At 47.0% G+C, this 21,249-nt stretch carries 15 protein-coding genes and 1 pseudogene; 9 read left to right on the top strand and 7 right to left on the bottom strand.

Going from position 1 to position 21,249, the window contains the following annotated elements; translation table 11 throughout:
• The first annotated feature begins 243 nt into the window (after positions 1-243).
• On the top strand, positions 244-570 hold the full coding sequence (locus AC2VDX_RS19735) for a DUF6883 domain-containing protein (RefSeq protein ID WP_378184977.1): 327 nt from the start codon (positions 244-246) through the stop codon (positions 568-570).
• A gap of 13 nt (positions 571-583) precedes the next feature.
• Entirely contained in the window at positions 584-850 is a 267-nt protein-coding gene (locus AC2VDX_RS19740) for a DUF4926 domain-containing protein (RefSeq protein WP_378184975.1), read from the top strand.
• Between the two features lie 28 nt (positions 851-878).
• Here AC2VDX_RS19740 and AC2VDX_RS19745 read toward each other — a convergent pair whose 3' ends face one another.
• Positions 879-1,253, bottom strand: a complete 375-nt coding sequence (locus AC2VDX_RS19745) for a type II toxin-antitoxin system PemK/MazF family toxin (RefSeq protein ID WP_378184973.1) — start codon at positions 1,251-1,253, stop codon at positions 879-881.
• Positions 1,250-1,510, bottom strand: a complete 261-nt coding sequence (locus AC2VDX_RS19750) for a hypothetical protein (protein WP_378184971.1) — start codon at positions 1,508-1,510, stop codon at positions 1,250-1,252. The genes AC2VDX_RS19745 and AC2VDX_RS19750 overlap by 4 nt, the downstream gene beginning before the upstream one ends.
• A 215-nt stretch (positions 1,511-1,725) precedes the next feature.
• Here AC2VDX_RS19750 and AC2VDX_RS19755 point away from each other — a divergent pair, with 215 nt between their 5' ends.
• The 4 genes and pseudogenes from AC2VDX_RS19755 (at position 1,726) to AC2VDX_RS19770 (ending at position 4,470) form a co-directional block, all read left to right on the top strand.
• On the top strand, positions 1,726-2,013 hold the full coding sequence (locus AC2VDX_RS19755) for a type II toxin-antitoxin system Phd/YefM family antitoxin (protein WP_378184985.1): 288 nt from the start codon (positions 1,726-1,728) through the stop codon (positions 2,011-2,013).
• 16 nt (positions 2,014-2,029) lie between these two features.
• A pseudogene (locus AC2VDX_RS19760) lies at positions 2,030-2,293 on the top strand (Txe/YoeB family addiction module toxin).
• The gene (locus tag AC2VDX_RS19765) at positions 2,253-2,456 is read left to right on the top strand and encodes a hypothetical protein (protein WP_378184987.1); all 204 of its coding nucleotides are present in this window, start codon (positions 2,253-2,255) and stop codon (positions 2,454-2,456) included. Before AC2VDX_RS19760 ends, AC2VDX_RS19765 begins: the two are co-directional and overlap by 41 nt.
• Before the next feature lie 691 nt (positions 2,457-3,147).
• Complete coding sequence (locus AC2VDX_RS19770; protein ID WP_378184969.1) at positions 3,148-4,470, top strand: PAS domain-containing sensor histidine kinase; 1,323 nt, start codon at positions 3,148-3,150, stop codon at positions 4,468-4,470.
• Positions 4,471-5,026: 556 nt separating this feature from the next.
• Here AC2VDX_RS19770 and AC2VDX_RS19775 read toward each other — a convergent pair.
• Positions 5,027-7,156, bottom strand: a complete 2,130-nt coding sequence (locus tag AC2VDX_RS19775) for an ABC1 kinase family protein (protein WP_378184967.1) — start codon at positions 7,154-7,156, stop codon at positions 5,027-5,029.
• A 281-nt stretch (positions 7,157-7,437) separates the two neighbouring features.
• Here AC2VDX_RS19775 and recN point away from each other — a divergent pair, with 281 nt between their 5' ends.
• Both recN and AC2VDX_RS19785 read left to right on the top strand, forming a co-directional pair.
• Complete coding sequence (gene recN / locus AC2VDX_RS19780) at positions 7,438-9,318, top strand: DNA repair protein RecN (RefSeq protein ID WP_378184965.1); 1,881 nt, start codon at positions 7,438-7,440, stop codon at positions 9,316-9,318.
• Positions 9,319-9,472: 154 nt separating this feature from the next.
• Positions 9,473-12,091: a GAF domain-containing protein gene (locus tag AC2VDX_RS19785; RefSeq protein ID WP_378184963.1), complete on the top strand. Its 2,619-nt coding sequence runs from the start codon at positions 9,473-9,475 to the stop codon at positions 12,089-12,091.
• Positions 12,092-12,314: 223 nt separating this feature from the next.
• Here the strand turns inward: AC2VDX_RS19785 and AC2VDX_RS19790 are convergent, their stop codons facing one another.
• The gene (locus AC2VDX_RS19790; protein ID WP_378184960.1) at positions 12,315-12,716 is read right to left on the bottom strand and encodes a response regulator; all 402 of its coding nucleotides are present in this window, start codon (positions 12,714-12,716) and stop codon (positions 12,315-12,317) included.
• Between the two features lie 896 nt (positions 12,717-13,612).
• Here AC2VDX_RS19790 and AC2VDX_RS19795 point away from each other — a divergent pair.
• Positions 13,613-18,748, top strand: a complete 5,136-nt coding sequence (locus AC2VDX_RS19795) for a PAS domain S-box protein (protein WP_378184958.1) — start codon at positions 13,613-13,615, stop codon at positions 18,746-18,748.
• Positions 18,749-18,876: 128 nt separating this feature from the next.
• On the opposite strand, the gene trpA is transcribed toward AC2VDX_RS19795, so the two are convergent.
• The 3 genes from trpA to ndhL all read right to left on the bottom strand — a co-directional run bounded on the left by trpA (position 18,877) and on the right by ndhL (position 20,371).
• Complete coding sequence (gene trpA, locus AC2VDX_RS19800) at positions 18,877-19,674, bottom strand: tryptophan synthase subunit alpha (RefSeq protein ID WP_378184956.1); 798 nt, start codon at positions 19,672-19,674, stop codon at positions 18,877-18,879.
• A 148-nt stretch (positions 19,675-19,822) separates the two neighbouring features.
• On the bottom strand, positions 19,823-20,134 hold the full coding sequence (locus AC2VDX_RS19805) for a DUF3007 family protein (RefSeq protein ID WP_378184954.1): 312 nt from the start codon (positions 20,132-20,134) through the stop codon (positions 19,823-19,825).
• A 24-nt stretch (positions 20,135-20,158) separates the two neighbouring features.
• Entirely contained in the window at positions 20,159-20,371 is a 213-nt protein-coding gene (gene ndhL / locus AC2VDX_RS19810) for an NAD(P)H-quinone oxidoreductase subunit L (protein ID WP_378184952.1), read from the bottom strand.
• Positions 20,372-21,249 lie beyond the last annotated feature (878 nt).

The raw sequence follows: 21,249 nt of genomic DNA on the forward strand, positions 1-21,249 counted from the left end.
TATCAGCGTTTCGGACAGCGATGTCTTTCCGTTTCGTGGAGTGGTTGCACCACAATCACGACGTATTCGTTGCTTATCAAGCTGCTTTGGGCTTTATTTGGGCTTGAAATCTGTTTAAGTCCCGCTAATCCGGGATTCAGTTCGATCCCAGCGTCCTCCACTTCGTTAAGGATCTCAGCTACCGTAGGTAAAGATAAAGAAAAGTTGTAAATAAATTCAATATGAAAGGGTTGGACAAAATTAATGAGGATACCTTCGGGGTTGGTGATTCAAGACCAGAAAATAACCAACTACCTACTTGTTTACCAACCCAAAGATGATAAATCAGAGTATTTGGCTTTAGCAGGCTATAACCTTGAAAATTGGGAAATTCTGAAGAGAGATATACTAAATGCTGTAGATGGCTCTGAAGTTACAGAAGTAACGTCCACTGATTGGGGTACTCGCTTAAAGGTCAAAAGCCAGTGGTATGGCCCTAATAGTCGGCTAGTTAGGGTAATTACTATCTGGCAGCAGGATGAGGGAGCAGATATTGTTAAATTTATAACTTTATATCCTGACAAGTTATAGGAAGGTTAAAACGATGACAACAGCAAGATTATTTCAGTGGGTGTTACTTAATCAAGACATTCCTGATAGCCCAGTTCAAAAAGGTGACAAGGGAGTTGTATTAGATCATCTACCTCCTACTAAGAATCAGCCGGAGGCAGGATATACTCTGGAAGTCTTTAAAGATGGGGAAACTTTAGATGTGATTTCTGTACCTATTTCTTGGGTAACTCCGTTACCTGAAATATGGGGAAAGGCTGAACTCACCCCAAATGACATTAATGTAAAGGCTTTGAATTAGCAGGAGGAGAGGATGCGATCGCATCCTCTCAAGGAGTTATCATGCGCTGAATTACAGCCAAGATAGGGGTATACTCGGTAGGTTTCAAACAACCCCGATACTCAACAATCCTGTTAACATCTAAAACCCTTACTTGATCCAACAAAACGATAGAAGGTTTTTTCAACCCAGCAATTCCAGCGGGGAAACGTGGGTATAAATCTGGGGAAGCGATCGCCCACGTTTGACCTCTATCAGTTGTCATAGGAATTACAATTACTGACGAGAATCGGGGGACTCCTATTTGATAAGGAAAGCCTACCACAATCGCAGGACGGTAGCCTTCTTGTTCATGTCCTCTAGGTTGGTGTCTGGGAAAGTTTGCCGTTACAACATCTCCAGTCTGTAACGAGTCAATTGTCATGGCTTAATAACAACAATTCCCTTCCCTGGAATATATTTAACAGGATAGCCTTCACCTATCTCTCCCGGTTCCCAGTCGTAAGGTTCATCCTCTATATCGTCTGATAGTTGCTCACGATTTTCCATTTCTTCTATCCGTTCTGTCAAACCGAACTTTTCAAGGATTTTCTCGATTTGTTCAAATTCAGCAATCGGGATTTGTACGGCAACAGGTTGTTGATTTTCGTCAAGTATGTAACTTTTAGTTATTTTTAGCATCTGGCTAATTCCCTTTAGATGTAATTCCGTTTAACTCAAGGCTCCTACTTGTAAGGATAAGCTTTTGTGCTGGCTTTGGAATAGAAGGAAGGATGAGCGATCGCCTTCTTTCAATCAAGACGCGAACTGACTTTTTCTGCGCTTCGCTATCGCTCCTCCAATCAATCAAGCTATTATGTACTGGAAAGGTATACAGCATGAGGGAATTACCCACCATGTCCAAGCAGACAACGTTCACTGATGCTAGTGCTAACCTAGCCGAACTGTGCGATCGCGTCGTTGCCGATCGAGATGTGGCGATCATTACCCGACAGGAAGGTGAAAGCGTCGCCTTGATTGCTGCTGACGAACTGGATAGTTTGCTAGAAACCGCCTATTTACTCCGTTCACCTAAAAATGCAGCACGTTTGCTAACTGCTCTAGAACGAGCCAAAGCGAAAACTTTAGAACCACAGAGTATTGACAGCCTACGCCAGGAGTTAGGGATTGACTCAGAAGGATGAACCGCAACCCCAAGAAATAAAGGCTCGTGATGCGGTTTTTCACCCATAATTTCGGGAAGACCTCGCCTATTGGGTCAAGACAAACCGCAAAACTGCACTGCGTGCCTTTAAGCTGATTGAAGATATCATGCGAGATCCTTTTACAGGTATTGGCAAGCCAGAACCGCTTAAATACATGGACTCAAACGCATGGTCGCGGCGATTGACTGAGGAACACCGAATAATTTACCTGGTCAGCGATGACAGAATTGATTTTCTCCAAGCTCGATATCATTATTGAAAACGCGATCGCGCTCATCTCCACCAAAGCGCGAACTGACTTTTTCTGCGCTTCGCTATCGCATTACATCGTCACTTTCACTAGCTGCACTAATAAGCTTTTATATTGGTTTGAAATTAGGGAAAGGAGAGGCGCGATCGCTACTACACTCTCGCCTCACTAACCTCGAACTTAACTTCATCGTAAATATCTGATGACGAAATTTTAAATCGGAAAGAAATTTAAGCTAGCACTGCATCTTTATTTTTATATTTACAAAAAAACTATCTTTTAGAAGTTTGGGTAGATTTTCAAAGTGGTTCTATATTAAGCAACTAATTATACTTGGAAAGAAACAAATATGTTAAGTAAACTTAAAATTTATAATGTTATCTTAAACTTTTATAAGTATTTATAAATAATTAAATAATAATTTAAGAGTTGGTAATCGTATTATGACGAGGTTATGAGTAACGCCAAAATTATAATTACAATCGAGAAAAAAAGTTAAATCAATTTCTGGGTATTAGTCAGCGCCAATTATTAATCAAAACTTCATGCTCCTGTTCTTTGAAAGAAATGCTTAAGAATACTCAAGTTAAGTGCTAAGCAATTATGATTAGTAGAGCCACCTGGCAATGGCAAGATTTTACTATCGTAATCTGCACTTTTATAGTCCGCCGCTTCCTCTAGTTACAAATATTATTGTGGTGAATAATAATGCTGTTCCTTAGGTTGCATAGTTTCTGAGGGTATTTGCTTTTATACTAAATTCATGCATCTGTGAGAATGAAGGAAGCGATCGCTCGTGAATTTATGAAAACTCCTGGAAGCGCATCAACCCTTAAGCTTAATTCTCACAGAACAAGTACGTGATGAAAGAGGAAATCTTTAACCAACAGATAGAGGCGGCACAACAGCGCCTGCACGAGCTGTGGCAGCGTACTAGGGAATCCCCATCCCTCCCGCATCCGCAGGAAACACTGACAAAGGAGGCTTTGCAAGAACTCTTCACGGCTTTGGAAGAGTTGCAGGTGGCTACAGAGGAGTTGCAGCAACGCAACGAAGAACTGGCGATCGCTTACGAGACTGTAAAAGCAGAACGCCAGCGCTACCAAGAGCTATTTGAGTTTGCCCCAGACGGGTACTTAGTAACGAATACCTTTGGAATCATTCAAGAGACTAACCGCACGGCGGCGGCTTTGCTGAACCGATCCCAGAATTTTCTAATAGGCAAACCGATGGCGATTTTTGTGGCTAAGGAAGATCGCAAAACCTTTCGGGATCTATTGACTCAATTGAATTACTTTCCGCAGTTGCACGACTGGGAAGTGCGCTTACAATCCTCGAAAGGTCAGCCGTTCTCGGCGGCACTTAACGTGGCGGCTATACGCGATCGCTCCGGCAACTTAATCGGTTTGCGTTGGCTATTGCGTGACATCACCGAACGCCACAAGCAGGCGGAACAAACCCGCAAGGCACTGGAACAAGAAAAAGAACTCAGCAATTTCAAATCTCGCTTCATCAGAGCTGCATCTCATGAATTCCGCACGCCGCTGACAATAATCTCCATGTCTGCTGAATTACTGGAACGCTACAAACACAAATTGTCTGAAGTGCAAAAGGACTCGCATTTCCAGAAAATAAGAGCCGCTAGCAAACAAATGGCTCGGTTGTTAAACGACATCCTCCTTCTTGATAAAACAGAGGCTGGCAAGTTAGAGCTTAATCCCGTACCGCTGGATTTAGTAGAGTTTAGCCGCGAGTTGGTGGAAGAATTGCAACTTAACGTTGGCTCCCAACACGCGATTACTTTTATTCATCAAGGTGAGTGTACTAATGCCTACCTGGATAAAAAGCTGCTGCGACAAATTATCGATCATTTGCTTTTAAATGCAATTAAATATTCTCCCAGAGGCAGCAAAGTTCATTTTGAACTTATCTGTCAGGAGCGTGAGGCAATCTTCCAAATTCAGGACGAGGGAATAGGAATCCCAAAAGAAGACCAACTACGCTTGTTTGAGCGATTCCATCGAGGAAAGAATGTCGGCACAATCTCTGGTACAGGGCTGGGATTGACAATCGTTAAAGAGTGTGTAGATTTATACGATGGTGCGATCGCCCTCAAGAGTGAAATTGGCATCGGCACGACTTTTACTGTTAAGCTGCCGCTCAATCAACTGCAAGAAAACGGATAAGCAATTAAAAATTTAAAATGCCTAATTAAAAATTGTCAAATCCAGTCGAAATAGTAGAGACTTTGTATGCAGCGTCTCTACTTTAGGTATTTACTGTATTCCAATTAAATGTGTCAGGACTTACGCAAAGCTTATACATATAGCGTTTTTTCGGGTTCAATCCCCCTGTGGTTGCCCCTAGATGTGGTGATGTGCGGCGAGTCCTGTGTGTGACAGCTTAAGTAAAGATTTTTTTATGTGCTTGATCGTCAATCTCTTCTGCCAAAATAAGCTTAGGATCGCGGATTAAATAACCTACATACCTTCACCTCGTAGGTTGAACCCAAGACACAAAGCAAAACCTAACTGTATAAAAAAGTAAAAGTTGAGTTTCGCTTACGCAAGAACCCAACCTAGCATCATTCTTAGGGATTATCACCAGTTAGTTGTAGTCAGGACCAACGTTATCAAGCCGGAAGTTGGGTAACGTTGAGCGCTCTACCCAACAAACCGGATTGTCATGGAAGAGCGCTCGCTCTTCCCTTCCATGACCCAGCTATTCCCATTCACCTACGGTCTATACAGCCCTTCTCGCAGCAGCAGGCGGCAACGCTAAGCGGGGCGATGATGTCTGGGGATAATTGCGTGGCTTGTGACCGTTCTGGGAGGCTTGTGGGGGCGCATCCTGAAGTAAAACGTCCCGAATCAACCGCGCCGCCACTCGCTGCACCAAACCACCGGCAATTTTTTGACCCATGCGCTGAGTTTCTGGCTTCATCAGCAATTGGGGAATCACAGGCAGCAGTTGCATCGGGTCAAACCCGCTAGTTTCTTGGAGAATATCCCAAATCCGTTTAATATGCTCCAGACTGGGGGGCGTTTCTACCGACGGCGGTGCCTCATTCACCGTCATCCCCACCCGTTCGCGCAGCGAATACGTGACATTTTGGAAGGTGCGGCGTCCCAGCGTATCTATACCCTTAACAATTTCATCCGTTAGGTGTTCCCGGATAAATGCACCCCGCTCTGAGAACAGAAAATCTAAGGTCTGGTTCAGCACCTGATTCAGGTCGTAATCGTCACTGAAACGGGCATTTTTTAACAGATTTTCCAGACGATTCCAGCGGAAACTGCCGTCTTTGAACAGGAGGTCACGCAGAGATGCCCGCAATTCCGGCGAGGGGTCTGTCAAGAGGCGCTTGGCAACGTAGGGATACGCTTTACTGAGAACTTTGAAATTGGGATCGACATTAATCGCAATCCCTTCTAACGTGACCAGAGAGCGGATAATCAGCGCGTAGTAAGCTGGAACGCGGAAGGGATACTCATACATCAACGCCGACATATCATCGGTGATGCTCTTGAAGTTCATCTCCGCGACACTGGCTCCCAGCGCGTTGCTGAAGACCTTGGAAAGGGCTGGGATGATGGGGGTCAGGTCAGTGTCTGGGGTTAAAAACTCTAGATTCACATAGTCGCGGGCTAAGCCCTCAAAGTCGCGGTTGACCATGTGAACCACTGCTTCAATTAAGCCATACCGCTGATAAGGCTTGACATCGCTCATCATGCCAAAGTCCAGATAAGCCAGCTGACCGTCAGTAGTCGCTAACAAGTTACCTGGATGGGGGTCAGCGTGGAAAAAGCCATGTTCCAGCAATTGCCGCAGCGAACACTGAACGCCCACCTCGATTAAGTGAACGGCATCAATTCCCTGAGCGCGGAGTGCCTCTGGCTGGGTCAATTTGGTACCGTTAATCCACTCCATTGTCAGGACGCGACGCTGGGTGTATTTCCAGTAAATCTTGGGAATGTAAATATCTGGTAAGTGACCGTATAGAGAAGCAAAGCGCTCGGCGTTGTGACCCTCCTGGGTATAGTCCATTTCTTCATAGATGCGGGTGCCAAATTCATCCATGATGGAGACGAGGTCGCTCCGCACCTGTTTGAGATTTCTCTGCGCCCATCCGGCAAGGGTACGCAGGATGTAGATATCTAGGGCAATGTTTTCTCTTAAGCCCGGACGCTGCACCTTCACGGCAACGGTTTCGCCAGTCTTGAGCTTACCTTTGTAGACTTGTCCCAAGGAGGCAGCGGCTACAGGGTTGGGGGAGAGTTCGGCGTAAATTTGTTCGGGGCGATCGCCTAATTCTTCCTCAATAAACCGATAAGCTAATTCATTGGGAAATGGTGGCAGCTGGTCTTGCAGGTGACTCAGTTCGTCTAAATAAGTCGTCGGAACTAAGTCTGGTCGAGTCGAGAGCGCTTGTCCCACCTTAATATAGGCGGGTCCCAGTCTCGTGATTATTTTCCGCAAGCGAATTGCCCGTTTCCGCTCGTTTTGGGCAACTCGACCTGTTTGCTTGTCCCACCACATACTCAGTCCAAAGCGGAGTATCGGCACCAGAATGTTGAACAATCGCCCCCAAACTTGGAATGGACGCCTCCGGTAGTAATCGGTAATGGCGACGGGGTTGTAGCGCAGTTCTTCGGCTTGGGTATAGACGGTTTGGGCACCCACGACTGCTGGATATTGCTCTGCTGTGGCGGTAAGCTCATACTCCACCACGACCGGCGAGGCAAGGGCGGACGCTATCTGGGCAGGCTTTTTCATCGCACCTGTTGTAGAAACGCCAACCGACAGGTCGGCGCTTCGCCTATCGCTTGCGTCTGTCCGATGTGAGATTGGGGAGACTGTTTTAACATTCATAAGCTTGGGAACCGACGAGAGAGCAACTCTATTAAGTATTGTAACAATAAGCGAGGGAAGCGCCAGGACGAGGTACCACGGCTCCCGCTCTAGGACAATGCCAATTAGGTCAATTTCCCGCTACCCTGAAAAAGTTTCGGGACTTAAAACTAAACACTAAACTAAGTTTGGTAGCCCAGTACCTGTTTTGAATAACTCGCGAGCATCGATTGCTTAGCACAAGACAATTGTTCATTGAGTTGCCGCTGCCTGCCCTCTTCCCTCAAGGTGAATTTTGCTCCATGCTCCTGTCCCTACGGATTGAAAACTTTGCCTTGATTGACCATCTGGAGCTAGAATTTGGCTCTGGATTGAATGTTCTGACCGGCGAAACCGGCGCGGGAAAGTCGATTATCCTGGATGCGATTGACGCCGCCTTGGGCGGGAAAGTCAGCAAATGGTCGATTCGCACGGGTAGCGATCGCGCTTTGGTGGAAGCCACCTTCAAGGTTGACCGAGTTGTGACTGAGTGGCTCTCTGAACAAGAGATCGAGCTGCTTGATGACACAGCCGTGGTTTGTTGTCGGGAGATTGCCTGCCTGCAAGGAAGCCTCCGCAGCCGCTCTCGCGTGAATGGAGTTCTGGTCAACCGGCAATTAATGGATCGCCTGCGCGATCGCTTAGTAGAAATTACTGCCCAAGGTCAAACCGTGCAACTCGTGGCACCCGCGCTTCAGCGAGAGTTGCTGGATGTCTATGGCGGCGAAGCGGTGCTACAGCAACGCTCAGTCGTTCAAGCTGCCTATCTCGACTCTCAACAGGCACGGGACGCAAGAGACAAACGCCGTCAGTCCGAGCAGCAACGCTTGCAACGGCTCGACTTGCTACAGTATCAAGCCCAAGAATTGACTGCTGCCAATTTGAGCGAACCAGATGAACCAGAACAGCTCGAACAAGAACGCCAGCGCTTAAGTCATGTGGTGGAGTTACAACAGCTGAGTTATCAGGTTTATCAAGCTCTTTATCAAAATGATGCAGGTGAGTCAGCGGGTGCAGACTTATTGGGTCAAGCCGAAGCAACGCTGATTGATATGGTGACTTATGATGCCACTCTGCAACCCGTGCTAGATATGGTGAGTACGGCTCTGGCGCAAGTAGTGGAAGCCGGACAGCAAATTAATGCTTACGGTGCTTCTTTAGAAGCCGATCCCCAGCGACTGGCGGAAGTGGAAGAGCGCATCCGCACCCTGAAGCAGATTTGCCGCAAGTATGGTCCGACGTTGGGGGAAGCGATCGCCTACAGTCAGAGCATCCACGGTGAACTCACTCTCCTCACCGATAGCGGTCACTCCCTCGAAGAACTAGAAAAAATCTATTCTCAATGTCATGAAATCTTGGCATCTAGGGCTACCCAGTTGACAGCTTTGCGCCGCGTTGCTGCCAACGAACTAGAAAGCAGACTTGTGGCGGAACTCAAGCCTTTAGCGATGGAAAAGGTGCAGTTTCAAGTCAAAATTAGCCCTTGTCTCCCAACCGCAACAGGTGCCGACGCGATCGCCTTTTATTTTAGTCCCAACCCAGGCGAAAATATGCAACCACTGTCTGCCACTGCCTCTGGGGGGGAGATGAGCCGCTTCCTGCTGGCGCTCAAAGCTTGTTTCTCCCAACTGGAAGCCTCCGGAACGCTAATTTTTGACGAAATTGATGTCGGGGTGTCCGGACGGGTTGCCCAAGCGATCGCTGAGAAACTCCACCAACTTTCTCAGGGACACCAAGTTCTTTGCGTCACTCACCAACCCCTTGTCGCCGCAATGGCTGACCGCCATTTTCGCGTTGATAAACACGTCGTTGAAGGAAGCCAGAAGCAAGATCCTTCCCAATCAAAGGCTGGGAAAAAGGGCGAAGTCTCAACAACGAACCCCGAAGCAATTCATCCCACCCTCCCCTTAGAGAGAGCAATTGAAGGGCTACGGCAAGAAGAAGTCCCGACATCCTACATCCTTCATCCTTCCGAACGCACGGTTGTACGAGTCAGCGTGCTTGACAATCACCTGACTCGCCGCCAAGAATTAGCAACACTGGCAGGGGGACACTCCGCCAAAGATGCGATCGCTTTTGCAGAGTCCTTGCTAGCTCAAGCCGCAGTCAAACATAATGGACGCAAGGCAAATGACAACAAATAAGAACGTGCCCTCTATCCAACCCCAAAACAAAGAGTAAACTGTTGAGTAAGTAGTATGGCATTTGCTCACCAGGCACAAAAAGTTTGGCTGTTAAATTTGTAGGATAATTCCACCGCCTCGTACCTCGCTCAAATTCAGGCATCTGTAAAAATCTATGACACCTTCATCTACCAAAATGCATGCTTGGAACGATACAGACAGGGTGATTGATGTTGTTCCCCACGATGAAAATCCAACTGGGAATCAAATCCCTCAAACCTCTACAAATATTCCTACTGCTACTGGTGGTGCATTAGCCACAAAAGAAGGAAGTTTTACGGCACTTCTTGCCCCACTTAATAAGGAAACTTTCAAAGAAGTCGTCACAGGTGTCGAAGAAAAGCTCCAGGTAGTCAATCAAACCCTATCAATGTTGACTGATAGCCAGGGGTTTGATGCCATTCTTCAAGAAATGTTGAATGCCATTACCTTGAAAACAGGAGAATTACTCGGCGCAGATCGCACAACGATATATTTACTTGATGAAGAAAAGAACCAACTCTGGTCAATTCTTGCCGAAGGTGCAGAGGGGCGACCTTTAGAGTTGCGGATTCCTGCCGATAAAGGGATTGCCGGTGAGGTCGCAACCCATAAGAAAAGTGTTAATATTCCCTTTGATTTTTATGAAGATCCCCGGTCTGCGTTCGCCAAAAAGAAAGACGAAGAAAATGGCTATCGCACCTATACTATGTTAACTTTACCCCTGTTAAACGAACAGGGGGATTTAGTCGCGGTCGTTCAATTAATTAATAAATTAATCTTACCAAATCAACCAGGAAAGCCGTTAGCAGAACGAATCGATCTCAATGGCTTTAGTTCAAAAGATGAAAAAATATTTGCAGAATTTGCTCCTTCCATTCGCTTGATTCTAGAAAGTTCCCGCTCTTTTTACATGGCAACGCAGAGACAGCGGGCTTCTGATGCATTGATGAAGGCGACACGATCCTTAAGCCAGAGCAATCTCGACTTAGAAGATACCCTGAACCGGGTGATGCATGAAGCCCAGGAGCTAATGAATGCAGATCGTAGCACCCTGTGGCTGTTAGATAGCGATCGCCATGACTTGTGGACAAGAATTCCTCTTGCCAATGGTTCCATCAGGGAACTGCGAGTGCCAGTTGGAAAAGGTTATGTCGGTAAAGTGGCTGAATCCGGTAAACCCCTGAATATCTCTTTTGACCTCTATGCCGATCCAGATTCTGAAGTTTCTAAACAAGTCGATCAGGCAAATGGCTATCGCACTTGTAGCTTATTATGCATGCCAATCTTTAACGCCGACAAAGAGTTGATTGGTGTCACCCAACTTGTAAATAAGAAAAAACAGGGAGAATTTCCTGCTTATAATCCGGAAACTTGGCCCGAACCCCCTGAATGCTGGAAGGCAAGCTTTAATCAAAGCGATGAAGCTTTCATGGAGGCATTTAATATTCAAGCCGGTGTAGCGCTGCAAAATGCCAAATTGTTTGCTACCGTCAAACAGCAAGAACAAATGCAGCGTGATATTCTCCGCAGCCTTTCTAATGGGGTTCTCTCCACTGATAAATCCGGTCATATTATTGCAGCGAATGAAAGCGCCAAGCGACTCTTAGGATTTAAAAATGAAGACCTTATAGAAGGTAAAAAAATTGACGATCTGATCCGCATCAAAGAAGGTGACTTTTCTAAATGGTTTAAAGCTGCGATAGACGCCGCTGAAGAAAAAAGCCGCCAGCAATACTATCCCGATCAAACTTTGCTATCGACAGGAGAGGAACAACATAGCGTTCACCTGTCAATAAACTCCATTGCCGATGCCAGCGACAATAACAACGTCTACGGTGCCCTGGTGGTGATGGATGACATCTCTCAGGAGAAACGGCTCAAGAGTACGATGTACCGCTACATGACTCAAGAATTGGCAGAACAGTTAATCAATAGCGGTGATGCCAAACTAGGAGGCGATAAAAAAGACGTTTCCATCTTGTTCTCAGATATTCGCAGCTACACCACCTTAACCGAAAGTATGAATGCAGAAGACGTGGTGCAGATGCTCAATGAATATTTTGAGTCGATGGTAGACGCTGTTTTTAGCCACAAAGGCACCCTCGATAAATATATTGGCGATGCCATTATGGCAGTCTTTGGTTCTCCCTTACCCTTGCTCGATCATGCCTGGATGTCGGTACAAACAGCAGTCGAAATGCGCCATCGCTTAACAGAATTCAATGCCTGTCGCCAAAACATAGGATTCCCAACGTTTAAGATTGGGATTGGCATTAATTCAGGTACGGTAATTAGCGGTAATATTGGCTCCAGTAAGCGCATGGAGTTCACCGCAATTGGTGACGAAGTGAATTTGGGATCTCGCTTAGAAGGTGCTAGCAAACAATATGGTTGCGATATTGTGATTAGCGAAAGCACTTATCAGCCTTGCAAGGATCTGATTTGGGCAAGAGAACTTGACTGTATTCGAGTCAAAGGTAAGAATACGCCGGTTAATATCTATGAACTGGTGGGGCTGCGGGAAGAAAACATTTCCGATCAAAAGAGAACGGCAATCGATCTTTACCATAAGGGACGCGAGTATTACCTAAATCGCAAGTTTACTCGTGCAATGGGTGAGTTTGGCACCATTCTGGAAGAAATTGACAAAAACGACAAAGCGGCTGCCTTGCACCTGAAACGCTGTCAGTTGTTTCTCCAAGAATCGCCTCCCGATAACTGGGATGGCGTTTTCACGCTGACGGAAAAGTAGGAATGGCTAATGGCTAATGGCTAACCCATGTTTTTGCGATTAGCTATCAGTAAAATAACCCAGGAATGATATTACTGTACCAGTCCTAAATTATTCGTGAACGCGAGATCCCCGACTTCGTAAGAGTTGTCGGGGATATGAACCACTGGCATCGTGTTGCCAACTGACGTTAACCGACAAGTATTGCTAAGCTAACAGTTCTATTTTTAGGGAAAGCTGGAAATTAAATTTCAGTTGAACAATTTGAATCAATAAAATTGCCAACAATCTGGCGCAGTTGCTCAGCCTCAAAGGGTTTTGTCAAATATTCAGTTGCACCCGCCAACCTCCCTTGTACTTTATCAAAAACTCCGTCTCGCGCTGTCAGCATGATGATGGGTAAATCGTGAAATTGCGGTAAACTCCGAACCGTGCGACAGAGTTCTAAGCCATCCACTCCTGGCATGGAAACATCCAGTAATAAAATTGAAATTTGCTGGTGGTAAATCACCGATAAGGCATCTACTGCATTATCTGCCACCAAAACTCTGTAGTCTCTCTCTAGGGCACGTTTGATCAGCGTCTGCATGACGCTACTATCATCCACTGCTAGGATAGCCGGTATCTCACTTAAAGTTGAAGGCATCTTCTTTACCCAGTTTTTAGTCTACGAAAACCTAACACTCGTTGAATTGGGTTCAAAGCCTATTAAAAAGCCCAATCCAAATTATTCTAACGTCAGCCCCAGTAGGTAAGAGAGCATCGCTTTCCTTTGTAGAATACATCTATCCCGCCCAGCTATTCTTAATTTAAAGCTTTTCTACTTTTGTTGAGTGTTTCAGTGCTGCTTATTAATAAATGTTTGTTTAATATTTGTCTATCTCAAAATACTTTACAAAAATTGAATTTTATTAAAACAAAGATTCTACTATACGCACTATAGCTTGATGATTATTACGCAGTAAATAGAAGAATTACGGGAATGTATTTAAATAATTGTAACAAAAGACGGAACTGAAGTTGCATCTGTTTTCTGAAGATAAAATTATCTGGAAGAAGCGGGTGGGGTGTGTGTTAAATCAAAAAATAATCAGTCTGTGATAGAAATATATCCTGAACGGGAATCCTAAATACAGAAGGTTCTGTCAAGTCGCTCTAGAAGCGCTTCGTTGACAGGCTGCAACCAGAAGCGCGATCGCGTTTATTGTTGCAGATCCCAAAAAGCTAGCCTTCCCTAAAGACGGCTGGTGGCTTGGCAATTGCGGTGAAGAGGGTATCGCCTACCTAAACTTTGCTCTTTTGTTTCTTTTAGTTTGTGACTCACATCAACCAACCTAACCTGAGCGATGCAGTATAAAAGATTAAGTTCACGTTCCTAAGTAAGGGAACATCTACATCGTATAGCTATTAAGAAAGCTTTTAATGGAAACGAAGACGAGGTAAGTCTCAAAGAGTGCCTTCATCATCCGGTTCTAATAAGAGTAAACATTTATACAACTATCTCAGAAAAAGTGCAGCAGTCGCAGAAGAGGGCGCTTAAAAATGAACGCAAGAATACCTGGAAACGGAGCAATCCCGCTTGATGCTCTGGGATGGTGTCCGCTACTAGACTCTATCCCGGATCGCATCAGCGTTGCGGCTCCTCCGGAGCTAGCATATTTTCAAATAGCTGTAGCTGCATTCGACGATCTAACACGTTTGGCAGCGTATATTTGTCAGACGAAGATGGCTCTGCTCAGCTTCATGGATGGCAAACAACATTGGCTCCAGTCAAAATTGGGCATTTCCAGCCCAGACACTGACGCCTATGTTGCTTTCTGCACTTATGCCATCCTACAACCAGAAATCTGCGATCGCGAGTTGATGTTCGTTCGGGATACGCTGTCAGATAAACGGTTTGCTAGCCATGCTTTAGTGAAATCCGACCCAAAAATCCGATTTTATGCGGGTGTGCCCTTAGTCACGTCTGAGGGCGTGATGGTAGGCGTGCTATCTGCGTTTGATGATGTGCCGCGAGATTTCAGCCGGGAACAGCAGGAAGCGCTGGGGACATTAGGAAGGCAAGCGATCGCTCAACTACAACTGCGAAAAAACTTAACCAATCCCGAACACATTATCACCAATCAACAGCAAACTGAAGCGGCACTTCGGGAGAAAGAAACACGATTTCAGTTGGGACTAGCAGCTTCTCACACCAGCATTGTGGACTTTAATCTTTTGAGTCAAGTAGCTGATACGACAGGCTCTGATAATTTAGAGGGGCTATTGGGGCTAGTTCCGGGCACCTTTGACGGAACTCAGGAATGCTTCCTGAATTGCGTTCATCCTGAAGATCGGGAACTTGTCGCCGGGGCTTTCGCTGCTTCTATCCAGGATCAAACAGACCACAAGATTGAATTCCGCATTGTCTGTCCTAATGGCAGTATCCGCTGGATAGCGGGAAAAGGCAAAGTTCTTTACAGCGAAACGGCAACAGCGGTTCGCACGCTCGGTACAGTAATGGATATCACCAAACATCAACAAACTGAAGACGCCTTGCGTCAAGCCGCAGCAGAAAATCTGAAACTGGCACAAGCTGTAAAGTCAGTTTCAGATGGAGTTGTCATCGTCGATCCCAACCACCCAGATTGCCCGATTGTCTACGCAAACCCGGCTTTTACTCGAATCACTGGGTATCAGCCAGATGAAGTGATTGGTCGCAACTGCCGGTTTTTGCAAGGTGTCGATACCGATCCAGAAGCGATCGCCAAAATTAGGAATGCGATCGCCCAAATGAAAGAAATTAAAGTTACGCTGCTAAACTATCGCAAAGATAATCAACCTTTTTGGAACCAATTAAAAATTTCGCCCGTGTTCTCAGATAAGGGCGATTTACTTTACTTAGTTGGCATTCAGACAGACATTACTCTTGCTAAACGAGCTGAGACAGCGCTCCTGAACAGCAAAACTCGTCTCCAGTTGCTCAACAGCATCTCAACTAAAACCCGATCTGGTTTGTCGGTCGAGCAAATAATTGAACGCACGCTCAAACAAATTAGCGAATATTTCCCTAATCTGCGAGTGGCTTATTCAACGGTTAATCACCAAGGTATCTTGACGGTGATTTCCTCCATTGAGCCACCAGGAATGCCGAAACTTTCAGGATTAGTGGCTGATTTAGCTGTTGCATCTGAATATCTTAATGCCTTACAGATGGGCGACTCATTCATCTGTAACGATGTCACCCAAGACTTCCGGTTAGCACCTCTGGCTGATGTGATGTTGGCTGCTCAAACCCTGTCTATGCTTGACATACCGTTGCAGCATTCCGACCAGTTAGTAGGCTTGCTGTGCTTTGACTCGCCGCAACCTTACAAATGGAGCGAGTATGAAATCGCCACATTGGCTGATATTGCCGGATACCTGACGATTAGCATTAAAGACGCTCATGCACAACAAGAGCGCCAGCGAGCTGAGTCGGCACTCTCTGAATCCTTAAAAGAAGTGGCAGACATCAAGTTTGCCCTCGATCAATCTTCAATTGTGGCGGTTACAGACCAAACTGGAAAGATTAACTATGTAAACGATAAGTTCTGCGAAATTTCTCAATATTCTAGACAAGAACTGCTCGGACAAAATCACCGCATCATCAATTCCGGGCATCACCCCAAGGAATTTTTTCAGCAGATGTGGGCAACCATCAGTAGTGGCAGCGTCTGGCATGGCGAAATCAGAAATCGAGCCAAAGATGGAACTTATTACTGGGTGGATACCACAATTGTGCCCGTCTTAAATTCCGACGGAAAACCTGTTGAATATGTAGCAATTCGTCAAGACATCACTGAGCGCAAATGGGCAGAAGAATTACAACGACAGAGCGAACAGCGCTTTCGCGCCTTGGCTGAAGTGATTCCGCAGCAGGTATGGACGGCACAGCCAGATGGCGCACTCGATTATGTAAACCAGCGCGTTCTGGAATATTTCAGACGCACGTTCGAGGAAATGGTGGGCTGGGGATGGCAAAATGTGCTGCATCCGGAGGATGTGCCAGATTGTATTGCCCGCTGGAGTCATTCTCTGTCTACGGGAGAGCCTTACGAAGTTGAATTTCGCCTGCTGAGTGTGGCTGACGGAAACTATCGCTGGCACCTGGGACGGGCGGTACCCGTGCGTGATAACGAAGGTGGGATCGTTAGTTGGTTTGGGACGAACACGGATATCGACGAGCGCAAGCGGCAGGAAGAGGAGCGCATCCAACTTTTGGCGAGAGAACAGGCGGCACGCGAAGCGGCTGTCAACAGCGAGAACCGCACTCGGAACATTTTGGAAAGTATTACTGATGCCTTCTTTACTTTAGATACCGAATGGCGATTCACTTATCTGAACTCGCGGGCAGAGCAACTTTTATTTAGAAGCAAAGACGAGTTAATTAATCAGTGTATTTGGGATGAGTTCCCAGAAACAGTCAATTCTAATTTTTATCAGGAGTATCACCGGGCAGTTGCCAATCAAGTAACCGTTCACTTTGAGGTGTTGTATGAGCCTCTGGAGAGATGGTTTGAAGTGCGAGGCTATCCTTATCAAGATGGTCTATCGGTTTATTTCCGGGATGTTACAGGTCGTAAACAGTCAGAGGCAGCACTGATGGAGCGATCGCGCCTCTCCACCCTAGAAGCAGAAGTCGGTATCGCCTTGGGCGCGGCTGGCTCTTTATCGGAAAGCCTCAATCGCTGTACGGAAGCAATGGTGCAGCATCTTGATGCAACTTTTGCTTGTATCTGGACATTTAACCAAAAACTCAATCGCTTGGAATTGCAAGCAACCGCAAGGGTTAATTCTCAGAGCGAATTGTATTGGCAAGATTTGTTGGCTCAGCGTCACCAGGTTCTAGACGGTTCCCTAGTCGGCTTCGTGGCTCAAACTCGTCAACCCTACCTGACTCAGGATAGTAATTATCGGTGTGGGGGCGGGTTGGAAGCCCGCCTGTACGATGATTATGTAGCTGAAAGCTGTTTGCGAATCCCCGAAAGCTATTTGGCAAGCTATCCCCTGATTGTCGAAGACCGACTGGTGGGCGTCATGGCTGTATGCGGCAGCCAACGCTTTAGCGAAGCCGTTCATCAAGCGTTGGGGTGGGTCGTCAACGCTTTAGCGATCGCCATCGATCGGTCTTGGGCGAAAGAAGCCCTCTCGGCACGTCGAGAAGCCTTGCTGTTCCGCTTGGCGAGCCAGATTCGAGATTCCCTCGACCTGGATACCATCCTGGGAACCGCCGTGAATGAGATTCGCTGTTTGTTGAAAGTTGACCGATGTCAATATTTGTGGTGCTGGGCGCAGTCCAATCAGGCAAGTCTGACCGTAACTCACGAAGCGACAACAGACGCCAGTAGACCGAGTTTGCTCTCCGAGTGTCCCCCAGAAGAACTCGATCCCCTGAGCGAGAAAATCCGCCAACTCCAGACTTTGCGGGTTGACGATCTGACAAGCGATCGCAGCTTAAATGCCGAGAATGGAGAGATGCAAAGTCTCGTGCCTCTACTAAGCAATTTGGGCGTTCGTTCGGTGCTGCTGCTACCTTTGAAAACCCACGCCGGTCATCTAGGCGCGATTGTCTGTAGTCATAGCAGTGGATCTCGTCCCTGGCTTGACAGCGAAATTGAGCTACTGCAAGGCGTCGTGGATCAGCTAGCGATCGCCATTGACCAAGCAGAACTCTACGCCCAAAGTCGTGCCGCCGCCCGTGCCGCTCAAACCCAGACGCAACAACTAGAGCAAGCATTGCACAATCTCAAACAAGCCCAATCTCAGCTGATTCAGACCGAAAAAATGTCCAGCTTAGGTCAAATGGTCGCCGGTATCGCCCACGAAATCAACAACCCAGTCAATTTCATCACCGGCAACCTCAGCCACACCAGCGACTACATTCAAGACCTACTCGATCTCGTACACCTCTATCAACAGCACTACACCCATGCCGTTCCCGCAATTCAAGCGCAGGAGGAAGAGATTGATTTAGACTTCATCATCGATGACTTGCCCAAAATGCTATCTTCCATGCAAATGGGCGCTGACCGCATCCGTCAGATTGTCTTGTCATTGCGGAACTTCTCTCGTCTGGATGAAGCCGAAATGAAGCCGGTGGATATCCACGAGGGCATCGACAATAGTTTGCTAATTCTCCATAGCCGTTTGAAACCGAATGGCGCTTACGGCGGGATTCAAATCTTGAAGGAGTACGGCGATCTTCCCTTAGTCGATTGCTACGCCGGTCAGCTTAATCAAGTGTTCATGAACATTCTCAGCAATGCCATTGATGCCCTCGATAGCCTTCCCGAACCGAGGAAAATTACCATCGGCACCGAAATCCGTAATTGTCAAAAGGTAACGGGTAATGGGCAAGAGACTCGAAGCCCTAACACGCCGAAGATGCCTATTACCAATGACCCATTCCCCATGACCAAGAACCAAGTCGTTGTGATTCGGATTCGAGACAATGGCCCAGGAATGTCAGAGAGCGTTATCAAGCGTCTGTTTGACCCCTTCTTCACCACCAAGCCAGTCGGCAAGGGAACTGGTTTGGGGCTATCCATTAGCTACCAAATTGTGGTAGAGAAACATGGCGGAATGCTCAAGTGCGTGTCAGAACCAGGGCAGGGAGCAGAGTTTTCGATTGAAATTCCTTTGATTCCCTACGTTTAATTCCCTGAGTTTAATCGCATGGATGCATCTGCCGCCAGAAGCGATCGCGAAGCGCCGACGAGAGTCGGTTCGCGCAGGAATCGGTGGCGTTACTATTGCTCAAGATGTTACGGAGATCGCGCCAATAGTTAGGTCGTAATCGCCGTTTTCAAACTTCGGCAAAACTCGGCGATCGCATCCAGCCCCTGTTCTGGTGTTCCTTCTGCCAAACGTTTCACAAAAGCACTACCTACGATTGCGGCATCTGCCCCCCAGTCTTTCACCTGACGGGCTTGTTCTGGCTCGGAGATGCCAAACCCAACGCCGATGGGCTTATTCGTAATGCTCCGCATCTGCTTAAGGATATCTTGCACCCGCGAGTCCAGTCCAGATCGAATTCCCGTCACTCCAGTCACACTCACCAAGTAAATGAATCCCTGAGACTGACGCGCGATCGCTTCTATTCGCTCTGGGGAACTGGTGGGCGCTACCAATAAAATTACATCAATTCCCAGGCTGGCAGCAGTTTGCAGCAGCCCGGAAGACTCCTCCAACGGCAAATCTGGCACCACCAATCCCCGCACCCCAGCATCAGCAATCTGCTTGAAGAACGGTTCAACGCCCCGGTTTAGAATCGGGTTGTAGTAGGTAAATAGAACGATAGGCGATCGCACCTCTTGGCTAACGCCGGATACCATCTCCAGCACCTGTTCCAAGCGGGTTCCCCGTTGCAAAGCTCTAGTAGCAGCAGCTTGAATCGTTGGCCCATCTGCCAACGGATCTGAATAGGGAACGCCCAGCTCAATCATGTCAGCACCAGCGGCATCAAGGACTTTTAACGCCTTAGCCGTGGTCTCCAGATCCGGATCTCCCGCTGTGATAAAGGGAATTAAGGCACATTCAGAGCGATCGCGCAGAGACTCAAAGCACTCAGAAATTGAAGTCATTTGTCAAAAGTCAGTGGTCAGTGATCAGTGGCACTTCGGGCGTTAGCAATTCCAGGATCAGCGGTCAGGGGCAAACAAGAAACTACAAACTCCTATACGGGCACAGCATTACCGTACCCCTACACAACTGACCGCTGACAACTATCTGCTATTTTTGTAATTTGTTTTCCCGTTCGATTTCAGCTTGTAGCCCAGCCAGTTCTTCTGGCGTCATTTCTTCCAGTCGCTTTTGTAAAACGGCTTCTTCATAGTCTTTCAGCTGCTGGTTATAGGTCATCCGTTTCGTTCCCACTCGGAACAGGTAAGTCAGCAGCCAGCCAACCAACCCACCCACCAGGAAAACTTGACTCCAAATACCAGCTTCCAGGCTATCTAGCCCCGCTACCCGCAACAGCAAATACGCAATTCCACCGGCGGCAAAGACGCCGATGCCAATTCCAATGATGTCAATTCGTCGCATTTAGCGCTTACCCAACGACAAACCTTAACTCTGAACTTGCCGCCGCTGGGGTCGAAAATTCAAAAATGGACTGAGAAGCAACAAACCTGGGAAGAAAAAGAAAACCAGGAAATACATGAAACTGCGTTCAAAGGAGCTAGCAACATACCACCGCTTTTGCAGGTAGGCATACAGGGCGAAGGGAATCACCACCAGGTAAGCTCCACTCAAAACTAGATACAATATCGCAACCATCATAATTTTTTCTGGCGGTAGAAGAACGAGCGTGAATACCGGCGTCCCGGTGCGGACATCAACCCAAAAAGTCTCTCAAAAGAGAACTCTCCGTTTAGACACCCGACCAACTGTCCATATTTTACCGTTTGCTGGAATCAGCCGCTTAATTGGTGAGACTAAAGCAATAGTTGCACAAAGTCCCCATTTAATGTTGCAATAGACAATGAAGTTAGTTTTGTAGAAGATACGTAACGACACTTCTCCCGATCCGGGGGCATGGCGGAATGGCAGACGCTACGGACTTAGAAAACTGGGCCTTGATGGAGAAATCTGTCAAGTGACGGCTCTCAAATTCAGGGAAACCTAAATCTGGCAACAGACATGGCAATCCTGAGCCAAGCCAAAGTCAGTGCTTGAGGATTGAGAACTGAGTGAATTTAAAACTCAAAACTCAAACTTCAAAACTCTTCGGAAGGTGCAGAGACTCGACGGGAGCTACCCTAACGTCAAGCCGAGGGTAAAGAGAGAGTCCAATTCTCAAAGTCGTAAAAGGCAGTAGCGAAAGCTGCGAGAGAATGAAAATCCGTTGACCGTAAAAGGTCGTGAGGGTTCAAGTCCCTCTGCCCCCATCTCAATTTAAGCCACAATGCTATCTCCAGCTCGGCAATCCGTTGCTGTCTGAGAGATAGGCATTGTACTGGCATTTTCGGTTATTGCTCTTCTCAATACCGTTGATAACGTCAGGACTCGCCGCACATCACCACATAGTAAGGGCAACCACAGGGGGATTGAACCGACAAGAACGCTATATGTATAAGCTTTGCGTAAGCCCTGAACGTTTCTTAGTTAGGTGGAATCTATCGCGGCTCTAACGTTTTGACCATATCCACTGGGTACGG

Source organism: Coleofasciculus sp. H7-1, from assembly GCF_057473865.1.